The organism is Paraburkholderia tropica (genome assembly GCF_014171495.1).
In the GTDB taxonomy this organism is placed as follows: domain Bacteria; phylum Pseudomonadota; class Gammaproteobacteria; order Burkholderiales; family Burkholderiaceae; genus Paraburkholderia; species Paraburkholderia tropica.
Genome location: NZ_CP049134.1, coordinates 2,910,031 through 2,922,743, shown reverse-complemented (window position 1 = coordinate 2,922,743; position 12,713 = coordinate 2,910,031). Strand labels below are relative to the sequence as shown.

7 protein-coding genes and 1 pseudogene are annotated in these 12,713 nt (G+C 65.7%); 5 read left to right on the top strand and 3 right to left on the bottom strand.

What is annotated here, in order from left to right; genetic code table 11:
* Positions 1 to 30: 30 nt before the first annotated feature.
* Positions 31 to 795: a glycerophosphodiester phosphodiesterase gene (gene ugpQ / locus G5S35_RS13185; protein WP_420874515.1), complete on the top strand. Its 765-nt coding sequence runs from the start codon at positions 31 to 33 to the stop codon at positions 793 to 795.
* Positions 796 to 960: 165 nt separating this feature from the next.
* On the opposite strand, the gene G5S35_RS13180 is transcribed toward ugpQ, so the two are convergent.
* Together G5S35_RS13180 and G5S35_RS13175 are read right to left on the bottom strand one after the other, a co-directional pair.
* Positions 961 to 1,338, bottom strand: coding sequence for an ElaB/YgaM/YqjD family protein (locus tag G5S35_RS13180; RefSeq protein ID WP_065062735.1), 378 nt, complete (start codon positions 1,336 to 1,338; stop codon positions 961 to 963).
* Between the two features lie 490 nt (positions 1,339 to 1,828).
* The gene (locus G5S35_RS13175; RefSeq protein WP_065062734.1) at positions 1,829 to 2,542 is read right to left on the bottom strand and encodes an OmpW/AlkL family protein; all 714 of its coding nucleotides are present in this window, start codon (positions 2,540 to 2,542) and stop codon (positions 1,829 to 1,831) included.
* 185 nt (positions 2,543 to 2,727) lie between these two features.
* Here G5S35_RS13175 and G5S35_RS13170 point away from each other — a divergent pair.
* The 4 genes and pseudogenes from G5S35_RS13170 to thpR form a co-directional block, all read left to right on the top strand.
* Positions 2,728 to 3,423, top strand: a pseudogene (locus G5S35_RS13170) (transposase); the annotation flags it as partial.
* A 667-nt stretch (positions 3,424 to 4,090) separates the two neighbouring features.
* A complete protein-coding gene (locus G5S35_RS13165) occupies positions 4,091 to 8,791 on the top strand; it encodes a glutamate synthase-related protein (RefSeq protein WP_065062732.1) in 4,701 nt (1,566 codons plus the stop codon).
* Between the two features lie 102 nt (positions 8,792 to 8,893).
* The gene (locus tag G5S35_RS13160) at positions 8,894 to 10,360 is read left to right on the top strand and encodes a glutamate synthase subunit beta (protein ID WP_065062729.1); all 1,467 of its coding nucleotides are present in this window, start codon (positions 8,894 to 8,896) and stop codon (positions 10,358 to 10,360) included.
* 351 nt (positions 10,361 to 10,711) lie between these two features.
* Positions 10,712 to 11,281, top strand: coding sequence for an RNA 2',3'-cyclic phosphodiesterase (gene thpR, locus G5S35_RS13155; protein WP_065062727.1), 570 nt, complete (start codon positions 10,712 to 10,714; stop codon positions 11,279 to 11,281).
* Between the two features lie 45 nt (positions 11,282 to 11,326).
* Here thpR and G5S35_RS13150 read toward each other — a convergent pair whose 3' ends face one another.
* Positions 11,327 to 12,682, bottom strand: a complete 1,356-nt coding sequence (locus tag G5S35_RS13150; RefSeq protein ID WP_065062725.1) for a D-amino acid dehydrogenase — start codon at positions 12,680 to 12,682, stop codon at positions 11,327 to 11,329.
* Positions 12,683 to 12,713 lie beyond the last annotated feature (31 nt).

Below are 12,713 nucleotides of genomic sequence, written 5' to 3'. Positions count from 1 at the left end.
CGCCCCGCGCAAACCGCACCGAGCACACGCATGCAACCGATGAAAACCTGGCCTTATCCGCGCGTGGCCGCGCATCGCGGCGGCGGCGCGCTTGCGCCGGAGAACACGCTCGCCGGGCTGTGCATCGGCGCGGCCTTCGGGCATACGATGGCGGAGTTCGACGTTAAGCTTTCCGCCGACGACATCACGTTCCTGCTGCACGACGACACGCTCGATCGCACCTCGAACGGGCAGGGCGCGGCGGCGCAACTGCGTTATCGGCAGATCGCGGCGTTCGATGCGGGCAGCTGGCTCGACGCGCGTTTCGAGGACGAGCACATGCCCACGCTCGCGGAAGCCGCGCAGTGCTGCCGCGAGGAAGGGCTCGCGGCGAATGTGGAGATCAAGCCGTGTCCGGGGCGCGATGCGCAAACGGGTCGTCTCGTCGCCGCCGAAACCGCGCGTCTGTGGGCGAAGCCGATGGCGGCGGGCGCGTTGCCGCCGCTGCTGTCGTCGTTCTCGGTCGAAGCCCTGATAGCGGCGCGCGAGGCCGCGCCGGATGTGCCGCGCGGCTTGCTGGTCGAGCGTGTGCCCGACGACTGGCGCGAGCAGACGGCCGCGCTCGGCTGTGTCTCGCTGCACGCGAGCTATCGTCATCTCGACGAAGCGCTCGTGGCCCGCATCAAGGAAGCGGGCCTGTTTATCCTCGCCTATACGGTGAACGACCTCGACACCGCGCAGCGCCTAGTGCGCTGGGGCGTCGATACCGTTTGCACGGACCGCATCGATCTGATCGGCCCGCACGCGCTCGACTGACGCCCGAAACGCCGGGCGCCTGGCGAGCATCGTCAGGGCGTGTTCACTGCGCACTTATCCGACAACTATTCCAGCTATTTCGCTGTCGTTGCGCAGTCTGTCGCGGCGCGCGTTGCAGGTCATGCACGTGGCGCCGTGCTCTCAGGTTCGTGCGGCCCGGCCCGCCTAGCGGCAGCGCGCGAGAATCGCGCCCGCGACCAGCGCCACGCCGCCCACGATCGCAATCGCTTGCCACGGGTTGGCGTGCACGTAGTCGTCGGCGTTATCCATCGCCTGGCCGGCGCGCTCGCGCGTGGCGGCGCGCGCCACTTCGAGTCGCTCGCGCGCGGCGTCGAGGCGTTTGCGAACGTCCGCGCGCAACGCCGCGGCGTCGGCCTGGGTGCCGTCGCCTAGCGTGGTTTCCAGTTCGGCGAGCAGGTCACGCAGCTCGTCTGCGATATCGGACGCCGCGCTGCGGCCGCGTCGCGCGATGCGGCGCGCGTGGCGGCCCGTGCGCGTCCAGGATTCTCCGAGGGCGTCACGCGTGTTCGGAAATGCGCTCATGAATGGCTCCGTCTTGGAAAACAGGTAAGAGGCTCGCGCCGCGTGCACGAAAAAGGGCTGCGCGGTCGAGGGCTGGAGTCGAAGTATTGCGCAAATCCGGTGCCCGGCGCGCGAGCGTGTCCGGTCGAATCGACGCACAGGCCCGTCCGGCGGGGCTCGGCGGCATCCTGTTGCGGCGGGGTGCAGATAAATGATTACGGGGACAGCACGCTTTTTCCGAGAGGCATAGAATCAAGAAAAGCCAATCGAATTGTCAGGAACATCTGGTGCTGGCGTAGGAGGGGAGATGCGTGGGAGGCGAGACACGGCTGAAGCATGCCGCTCTCCGTCGGACGCCGTAACGGCGGGACGGAGAGCTGCTGCATACGTTGCAAACGTTGCTGATGTTTCCGCTGACTTTTCCGTGGATGTTTCCACGCATGCCGGCGTTGTTGCCGATGTCGCCTGTCTTGCCGATCTTGCTGGTGTTGCCTGTCGCACCGAACGGCGCTCAGAACATGTAGCCGACCTTCAGGTACGTCACGAGCGGATTCAGGTGGATCTTCGATTCCGCCTTGCGCGTGGTGCCGAGTTCGGTGGTGCTCGTGTACGTCGCCGTCACGTTGACGGGGATGTACGACAGCGAGAAACCGGCGAACCAGTGCTTTGTGAAGTTGTAGTTGAAGCCGACGTTAAATACGGGCGCCCAGGAACGATTCGTCGAAACGCTGGTCGGACCCCCAAGTACGCTTTGTTCGAACGCGGCGTTGGTGATCTTCGCGTCGGAGAACCAGACGTAGGTCGCGCCGAGGCCGAGATACGGACGGAATTTGGCGTCCGGTTTGTTGAAGTAGTACTTAAGAAGCAGCGCCGGGCTCCACTGGCGTGCAGAGCCAACCTTGCCGAACTGGTTGAGGCTGCCGCCACCCGAGATGTCGAACTTCGGCGGAATGCCGAGCTCGGCTTCGGTCGCGAGGCTGTCGGTGATGAAGTAACCGAGCGAGAAGCCCAGCGTGTCCGCGGAGCCGACGCTAGCGCCGGTGCCCGGGAAAGCCTGGTTGACCGTCGTGCCGCCCACGCTGTCGATCTTGAGCGGATCGCTCGAGTCTTGCGGCATGAGACGGAACCACCCCGTTGTTACGTAGAACGTGTTGGCCGATTGCGCGTATGCCCCCGACATGCCGGCGACCGCGAAAATCGCTGCCAGCGCCTGTTTTAATTTCATATGTGCTCCTCCATTAAAGGCCCGCACATTATGTACACAACGTTTGCAACAAACCATATGCAGTCGTTAGAAGTTTCTCCCTAAGCGCCGCGCGCTTTCCGCCCGAGCCGCATGCCCGCGAGAGCGAGCGCCGGCGCGGCCTGGCGGGCATGCGGGTATTCACCAACGTACCAGGAAAATCGAGCATGGCACGGCTTGCACGTCTTTATGTTCCTGACCAGCCGCAGCATGTGATTCTGCGCGGACTGGATCAGCAGCCCGCTTTCGTCGACGACCAGGACTACGAACTGTTCATCGACTGCCTGAAGGCAGCGGCGCGCGATCACCACCTGGCGGTGCATGCGTGGGTCTTGATGCCCGGCGCGGTGCAGCTGCTCGTCACTCCCTCCGACGAATCGAGCCTTCCCAAGGCGATGCAGGCGGTCGGCCGGCGTTACGTCGCGCACTTCAACCGGCGTTACGCGCGGCGCGGCACGTTGTGGGAAGGGCGCTACCGAGCGACCGTCATCGAGGGCGAGCGTTTCTTCCTGCTCGCGAGCCGCGTGGTCGAACTCGCGCCGGTGCGCAATCACCTTGTCGCGGCGCCGGAGGATTACCGCTGGTCGAGCTACCGGCATCACATCGGGCTCACCGTCGACAGTCTGATCACCGACCATCCGCTGTACTGGGCGCTCGGCAACACGCCGTTCGAGCGGCAGCGCGCGTATCGCGAACTCTGCGAGCAGTCGCTCGACGAGCGCGAAACCAATCAGCTGATGCAGGCGACGCTCAAGGGCTGGGTGCTCGGCGGCGACACCTATCGCGAATGGGCGGGGCGTACGGCCAACCGGCGCGTTTCGCCGTTGCCGCGCGGTCGGCCGCGCAAGGTGCGCGAAGCGCCGGGCGCGACGCCTGCGGGCGCTGCATCGGGTGCATCGGGTGCGCTCGGCGCTGCCGGGACGGCGGCACCCGCCGCGGCCACGTCGGCGCCTGCCGCGAGTGGTCAGGCCGGCGGTCCGGCTTCGGCTGCGGGCGAGCATCAATCGGTCCCTAATTCAGGATCGACGGGCTCCGCCCACGCCGGCAGCCATGGCGGCACGCACGGAAGCAGTGGTTCCGGCGCAACGCCAGGTACAAATCCGGGTAGTTCTGCCGGCCATTCCGGCACCTCGACGGCGTCGGGCAGCGGTAGCGTCTCCAGTCCGTCGTCGGCGCACGAAGAGCGCAAACCGGGCACCGGTACGCACTGAACCCGCAATCGATCCATTACGGATCAACGACTTACTTCTGAAAACGGCGTCCGCGAGCGCCGTTTTCTTTTGTCGGATTTTGATATGGCACCAATAAAATTACGGTGCAATGCACCAACTTGATAATTGGGGTCTAATCACACGGTTTTATTTGCATGCCCTTGATTCGTCGCGTATATTCGCCTTTCGGCTCTCCTGGACGCACAACGCGGGAAGCCAGCATCGCCCGCGCAACGCCGTACAGCGGTCACGCAAGCGGCGGGAAAACAAAGTACGGAATCAACGGCCATTCCCCTGGCCCCTCTAGGACGGTGTCCCCATGAACGATCACCAGCAGCGCGCCGCGGTGCCCGCCGCGCAAGGTCTCTATGACCCGCAAAACGAACACGACGCATGCGGCGTCGGCTTCGTCGCCCATATCAAGGGCAAGAAAAGTCACGAAATCATTCAGCAAGGGCTGAAGATTCTCGAAAACCTCGACCATCGGGGCGCCGTCGGCGCCGATCCGCTGATGGGCGACGGCGCGGGCATCCTGATCCAGATTCCGGACGCGTTCTACCGCGAGGAAATGGCCAAGCAAGGCGTGACGTTGCCGCCGGCTGGCGAATATGGCGTCGGCATGATCTTCCTGCCGAAGGAACACGCTTCGCGTCTCGCCTGCGAACAGGAACTCGAGCGCACGGTGCGCGCCGAAGGCCAGGTGGTGCTCGGCTGGCGCGACGTGCCGGTCGATCACGCCATGCCGATCTCGCCCACGGTCAAGGCCAGCGAGCCGCTGATCCGCCAGATCTTCATCGGCCGCGGCAAGGACGTGATGGTCACGGACGCGCTCGAGCGCAAGCTGTACATCATCCGCAAGACCGCGAGCCACCGCATCCAGGCGCTCAAGCTCAAGCACGGCAAGGAATACTTCGTGCCGTCGTGCTCGGCGCGCACGGTCGTCTACAAGGGCCTGCTGCTGGCCGGTCAGGTCGGCGTGTACTACCGCGACCTGCAAGACGAGCGCGTGGTGTCGGCACTGGCGCTCGTGCACCAGCGCTTCTCAACCAACACGTTCCCGGCGTGGGAACTGGCTCACCCGTACCGCATGATTGCCCACAACGGTGAAATCAACACCGTGAAGGGCAACGTGAACTGGCTGAACGCCCGTACCGGCGCGATCGCCTCGCACGTCCTCGGCGACGACCTGCCCAAGCTCTGGCCGCTGATCTATCCGGGCCAGTCGGACACGGCATCGTTCGACAACTGCCTCGAACTGCTGGTGATGGCCGGTTACCCGCTCGTCCACGCGATGATGATGATGATCCCGGAAGCCTGGGAACAGCACACGCTGATGGACGAGAACCGCAAGGCGTTCTACGAATACCACGCAGCGATGATGGAGCCGTGGGACGGCCCCGCCGCGATCGCCTTCACCGACGGCCGCCAGATCGGCGCGACGCTCGACCGTAACGGTCTGCGTCCGGCGCGCTACATCGTCACCGACGACGACCTGGTCATCATGGCGTCGGAAGCCGGCACGCTGCCGATCCCCGAGTCGAAGATCGTCAAGAAGTGGCGTCTGCAGCCGGGCAAGATGTTCCTGATCGACATGGAACACGGCCGCATCATCGACGACAAGGAACTGAAGGACAACCTCGCCAACGCCAAGCCGTACAAGAGCTGGATCGACGCCGTGCGCATCAAGCTCGACGAGATCGAGCCGAAGGCGGAAGACGTCGCGACCGCGCGCGCCGAAGCCGCCGCGCTGCTCGACCGTCAGCAGGCGTTCGGCTACACGCAGGAAGACCTGAAGTTCCTGATGGCGCCGATGGCGATGTCGGGTGAAGAAGCGGTCGGTTCGATGGGCAACGACTCGCCGCTGGCGGTCATGTCCAACAAGAACAAGACGCTCTACAACTACTTCAAGCAGCTGTTCGCGCAGGTCACCAACCCGCCGATCGACCCGATCCGCGAAAACATGGTGATGTCGCTCGTGTCGTTCATCGGCCCGAAGCCGAACCTGCTCGACACCAACAACATCAACCCGCCGATGCGTCTCGAAGTGTCGCAGCCGGTGCTCGACTTCAAGGACATCGCGAAGATCCGCGCGATCGAGCAGTACACGGGCGGCAAGTTCAGCAGCTACGAGCTGAACATCTGCTATCCGGTGTCGTGGGGCAAGGAAGGCATCGAGGCGCGCCTCGCGTCGCTGTGCGCGGAAGCCGTCGACGCAGTCAAGTCGGGCTACAACATCCTGATCGTGTCGGACCGCCGCGCGGACCGCGACAACGTTGCTATTCCGGCGCTGCTCGCCACCTCGGCGATCCACTCGCACCTCGTGCAGCACGGTCTGCGCACGAGCACGGGTCTCGTCGTGGAAACGGGTTCGGCGCGTGAAACGCACCACTTCGCGCTGCTCGCGGGCTTCGGCGCGGAAGCCGTTCACCCGTACCTCGCGATGGAAACGCTCGCGCAGATGGCGCAGGGCCTGAAGGGCGACCTGTCGGCGGACAAGGCGGTCTACAACTTCACCAAAGCAGTGGGCAAGGGCCTGCTCAAGGTGATGTCGAAGATGGGCATCTCCACGTACATGTCGTACACGGGCGCGCAGATCTTCGAAGCAGTCGGCCTCGCCGACGAACTGATCGCCAAGTACTTCAAGGGCACGGCCTCGAAGGTCGGCGGCATCGGCCTGTTCGACGTCGCGGAAGAAGCGATCCGCATGCACCGCGACGCGTTCGGCGACAACCCGATCCTCGCGAACATGCTCGACGCGGGCGGCGAGTACGCGTACCGCGTGCGCGGCGAAGACCACATGTGGACGCCGGACGCGATCGCCAAGCTCCAGCACTCGGCGCGCAGCAACTCGTATCAGACGTACAAGGAATACGCGCACCTGATCAACGATCAGACCAAGCGCCACATGACCTTCCGCGGTCTGTTCGAATTCCGCCTCGACCCGGCGCGCGCGATCTCGATCGACGACGTCGAGCCGGCCAAGGAAATCGTCAAGCGCTTCGCCACGGGCGCGATGTCGCTCGGCTCGATCTCGACGGAAGCGCACGCCACGCTGGCGGTCGCGATGAACCGCATCGGCGGCAAGTCGAACACGGGTGAAGGCGGCGAAGACGAGAAGCGTTATCGCAACGAACTGCGCGGCATTCCGATCAAGAACGGCGACACGATGCAGTCGATCATCGGGCCGGAAGTCGTCAAGGACATCCCGCTGAAGGATGGCGACTCGCTGCGTTCGAAGATCAAGCAGGTCGCGTCGGGCCGCTTCGGCGTGTCGGCGGAATACCTGTCGTCGGCGGACCAGATCCAGATCAAGATGGCGCAGGGCGCGAAGCCGGGCGAAGGCGGTCAGCTGCCGGGCCACAAGGTGTCGGAATACATCGGCAAGCTGCGTTACTCGGTGCCGGGCGTGGGCCTCATCTCGCCGCCGCCGCACCATGACATCTACTCGATCGAAGATCTGGCGCAGCTGATTCACGATCTGAAGAACGTGAACCCGGTGTCGTCGATTTCGGTGAAGCTGGTGTCGGAAGTGGGCGTGGGCACGGTGGCGGCAGGCGTGGCGAAGGCCAAGGCCGACCACGTCGTGATCGCGGGCCACGACGGCGGCACGGGCGCTTCGCCGCTGTCGTCGCTCAAGCACGCCGGCACGCCGTGGGAACTCGGTCTCGCGGAAACGCAGCAAACTCTGGTGCTGAACCAGCTGCGCGGCCGTATCCGCGTGCAGGCCGACGGTCAGATGAAGACGGGCCGCGACGTGGTGATCGGCGCGCTGCTCGGCGCGGACGAATTCGGCTTCGCGACGGCGCCGCTCGTCGTGCAGGGCTGCATCATGATGCGCAAGTGCCATCTGAACACCTGCCCGGTCGGCGTCGCGACGCAAGATCCGGTGCTGCGCGCGAAGTTCTCGGGCCAGCCCGAGCACGTCGTCAACTTCTTCTTCTTCATCGCTGAAGAAGTGCGCGAAATCATGGCGCAACTCGGCATCCGCAAGTTCGACGATCTGGTTGGCCGCGCGGATCTGCTCGACACGCGCCGTGGCGTGGAACACTGGAAGGCGAAGGGTCTCGACTTCTCGCGCGTGTTCTATCAGCCGCAAGTCGGCGACGAAGTGGCACGCAAGCACGTCGACACGCAGGACCACGGTCTGGACCGCGCGCTCGATCACACGCTGATCGAGAAGGCGAAGGCCGCGATCGAGAAGGGCGAGCACGTCTCGTTCATCCAGCCGGTGCGCAACGTCAACCGTACGGTCGGCGCGATGCTCTCGGGCGTGGTGGCGAAGCAGTATGGCCACGACGGCCTGCCGGAAGACTCGATCCACATCCAGCTCAAGGGCACGGCGGGTCAGAGCTTCGGCGCGTTCCTCGCACGCGGCATCACGCTGGATCTCGTCGGCGACGGCAACGACTACGTGGGCAAGGGTCTCTCGGGCGGCCGCATCATCATCCGTCCGACCAACGACTTCCGCGGCAAGTCCGAAGAAAACATCATCTGCGGCAACACGGTGATGTACGGCGCGCTCGAAGGCGAAGCCTTCCTGCGTGGCGTGGCGGGCGAGCGTTTCGCGGTGCGTAACTCGGGCGCGACGGCGATCGTCGAAGGCACGGGCGACCACGGCTGCGAATACATGACGGGCGGCACGGTGGTCGTGCTCGGCGAAACGGGCCGTAACTTCGCGGCGGGCATGTCGGGCGGTATCGCCTACGTGTTCGATCCGGAAGGCACGTTCGCCGGCAAGTGCAACAAGGCGATGGTCACGCTCGAACCGGTGCTGCAACAGGCCGAGCAGGAACGCACGGTCGACCGCGCACTGTGGCACGCCGGCCAGACCGACGAAGCGCTGCTCAAGGGACTCGTCGAGCGTCACTTCCAGTTCACCGGCTCGCCGCGTGCAAAGGCGCTGCTGGAAAACTGGGACGCGGCACGCCGCCAGTTCGTGAAGGTGTTCCCGACGGAATACAAGCGCGCACTGGGCGAAATCGGCGCGAAGAAGGCGAACCAGGAAGAACTGGCCGCTTAATCCCGCGAAGACGACTCCAAGACGATGATTCGCCCGCCGCGCACCTGATGCGGCGGCGGGCGCGGTCCCCCTCACTGAATAGATTAGATAGACGAGAACCACATGGGTAAGGCAACCGGTTTTCTCGAGTTCGAGCGCCAGCATGAGGCGTACGAAGCACCGCTCACGCGTGTGAAGCACTACAAGGAATTCGTCGCGGCGCTTACGGACGCCGACGCGAAGGTCCAGGGCGCTCGCTGCATGGACTGCGGCATCCCGTTCTGCAACAACGGCTGCCCGGTCAACAACATCATTCCGGACTTCAACGACCTCGTGTTCCGCCAGGACTGGAAGAGCGCGATCGACGTCCTGCACTCGACCAACAACTTCCCCGAGTTCACGGGCCGCATCTGCCCGGCGCCCTGCGAAGCGGCGTGTACGCTCGGCATCAACAACGACCCGGTCGGCATCAAGTCGATCGAGCACGCGATCATCGACAAGGCCTGGGCCGAAGGCTGGGTAGCGCCGCAAGTCGCGAAGCACAAGACGGGCAAGAAGGTCGCTGTCGTCGGTTCGGGCCCCGCGGGTCTGGCCACGGCGCAGCAACTGGCGCGCGCCGGTCACGACGTAACCGTGTTCGAAAAGAACGACCGCGTCGGCGGCCTGCTGCGCTACGGCATCCCCGACTTCAAGCTGGAAAAGTGGCTGATCGACCGCCGCATGCGCCAGATGGAAGCCGAAGGCGTGACGTTCCGCACCAGCGTGTTCATCGGCAAGGGCGAGCTGCCGGCTTACATCGGCAACACGGCGAAGGAAACCATTTCGCCGGACGAGCTGAAGGACCAGTTCGACGCCGTGGTGATCGCAGGCGGTTCGGAAACGCCGCGCGATCTGCCGGTGCCGGGCCGCGAACTCGAAGGCGTGTACTACGCGATGGAGTTCCTGCCGCAGCAGAACAAGGTCAACGCGGGCGACAAGCTGGCGGACCAGCTGGTGGCGAAGGGCAAGCACGTCGTCGTGATCGGCGGCGGCGATACGGGCTCGGACTGCGTGGGCACGTCGAATCGTCATGGCGCGAAGAGCGTCACGCAGTTCGAACTGCTGCCGCAGCCGCCGGAAGTCGAGAACAAGCCGCTCGTGTGGCCGTACTGGCCGGTCAAGCTGCGCACCTCGTCGTCGCACGAGGAAGGCTGCTCGCGTGACTGGGCTGTCGCGACCAAGCGTCTCGAAGGCAAGAACGGCAAGGTCGAGAAGCTGATCGCCGCGCGCGTCGAGTGGAAGGACGGCAAGATGGTCGAAGTGCCGGGCTCGGAATTCGAAATGAAGGCCGACCTCGTGCTGCTCGCGATGGGCTTCACGCAGCCGGTTTCGCCGGTGCTCGAGGCGTTCGGCGTGGACAAGGATGCGCGCGGCAACGTGCGCGCCTCGACCGAAGGCGACAAGGCGTACTACACGTCGGTCGACAAGGTGTTCACGGCGGGCGACATGCGCCGTGGCCAGTCGCTGGTGGTGTGGGCGATCCGTGAGGGCCGTCAATGCGCACGCTCCGTCGACGCGTTCCTGATGGGCAGCACGGAGCTGCCGCGTTAAGAGCGGATCTGGGACCCAAGTAAGCGCTGAAGCGCTAACTTGGGTCGACACGTGAGGGCCGTCAATGCGCACGCTCCGTCGACGCGTTCCTGATGGGCAGCACGGAGCTGCCGCGTTAAACCTCATTAAGTCGTGCAAAATCCAGCGCGTCCGTCGCCAGGACAGGACGCGCGGGAGACGGCAGGAGACAGATGCCAGGAAGCCGGGCACCCTTCGGGGTGACCCGGTTTTTTTACGTCCGGAGGCGTCCGGCGCGCGTGTGTTTGCGGGTTGTCACGGGCGCACCGCGTCGCGCGGGCGCGCTACCATGTGGCGATTGTCGATTGTCCGACCGTTCGAGGACTGCCGATCATGTCAGAAGCCCGGGAAGCCCACGCCGCAGCCAGCAAGGACGCCGATCAATGGCGGCGCTGCTTCGTCGCGCTCGCGCCCGATACGCCGTCGCGCGACGCGCTCGCCGCGCTCGACGTGCCACCCGGCGCGCGCCGCGTGCCCTACGCGCAGTTGCACATGACGGTGGCGTTCATCGGCGCGATGACCTTCGCGCAGGGCGAGGCGCTCGCGCAGCGGCTCGCCAGTCACGCGACGCCCGTGCCGCCTGCGAGCGTCACGAAAATCGAATGCTGGCCGGGCGGCGCGCAACCGCGTCTGATGGTGGCCGTCGTCGCGATGTCCGATGCGTTCACGGCGCTCGACTGGGGCGTGCGTTCATCGATGGGGGAGGTGGGTTTGTCGCTCGATGCGCGCGCGTTTCGTCCGCATGTGACGCTCGCGCGCTTCACCCGCGATGCGCACGGCGCGCCGCCGCCGCCGAGCGCCGCAGCGTTGCCGCCGCTGCGCTTCACGTCGCTCGTGCTCTATTCGAGCACGCTGGCGAAGCAGGGCGCGAAATACGAGGCGCTGGCGAGCGTGGCGCTGTAAGCGGGAGCGCCCGCGCCTCGCGTCTCCCGCCTCGCGCGTTCAGCGTCAGCGCCGGTAGCGCGCCAGCGTCAGCCCGTCGAGATCGATGTCCGGCCGGTGCTGCGTCACGAGATCGGCGACCACGCGGCCCGATCCCATCGACATCGCCCAGCCCGTCGAGCCGTGGCCGACGTTCATCCACAAGCCGTCGACGCCCGAGGCGCCCAGCAGCGGCGCGCCGTCCGGCACCATCGGCCGCCTGCCGACCCAGAATTGCGCCGACGACGGCGTGGCCGCGTGCGGAAACCAGTCGTCGAGCACTTTCATGAGCGTTTGCAGCGCCTGCTCGCGCAGCGTCGTGCGATGGTTGCCGAGCTCCGCCGTGCCCGCCACGCGCAGATACGGCCCGAAACGCGTGATCGCGGTCTTGAGCGACTCGTCCATGAGCGCGGCGCGCGGCGCCTTGTGCTCGTCGACGACCGGCAGCGTGGCCGAGTAACCCTTCACCGGATAGAGCGGCACGCGCACGCCCAGCGGCGCGACGAGCGCCGCGCTTTCCACGCCGAGCGCGACCACCACGGCATCGGCGGCCAGCGTGTGCGGCGAGGTGTCGGCGGCGGGTTCGGCGAGATCGGCGGGGCGCAGCACTTCGGCGGGCGCGCGCCGCTGTTCGCGACGGTTGCGCGCCTCGCGGCCCGGCACCGCGCGCACGCGCACGCCCGTCACCTTGCCGCCCGCGGATTCGAGCGCGAGCACTTCGGTATCGAAGACGAACTTCACGCCGCGCGCCTCGCACACGGCGCGCAGCTCGCGCGTGAAGCGCGCGCAGTCGCCCGCTTCGTCGTCGGGGAGATAGATGCCTGCGACCGGCTTCACGCGCGACCACGCGAGGCCCGGTTCGATCTGCGCGCAGGCATCGGCGTCGAGTTCGCGATACGCGATGCCCGCGTCGCGCAGCACGTTCAGCGCGGGCTGCGCGAGCTCGACGTCGTAGTCGCTGCGAAAGAGTTGCAGATAGCCCTGGCTGCGGCCGTACTCGAACGCATGCTGCGCGCGAAACGCGTGCAGACATTCGCGGCTGTAGTAAGCGATGCGCTGCATGCGCTGCTTGTTCACGCGAAAACGCGCGAGGTCGCATTCGCGCAGCCAGCGCGCGATCCAGCGCCACTGCGCGGCGTCCAGCGCGGGGCGGAAGATCAGCGGCGAAGTGGGTTTGAGGAGATATTTGAGGAGTTTGGCCGGCATGCCCGGCGCGGCCCACGGCGTGACGTAGCCAGGCGCGATGACGCCCGCGTTGCCGAAGCTCGTGCCGAGCGCGACGCCCGGCTCGCGCTCGATGACCGTGACGTCGCAGCCTCGTTCGCTCAGATAGTACGCAGTAGCGACGCCGATCACACCGGCGCCGAGGACGATCGTTTTCATGCCGGTCGTAGTGAGAGGGACGGAAGGTATT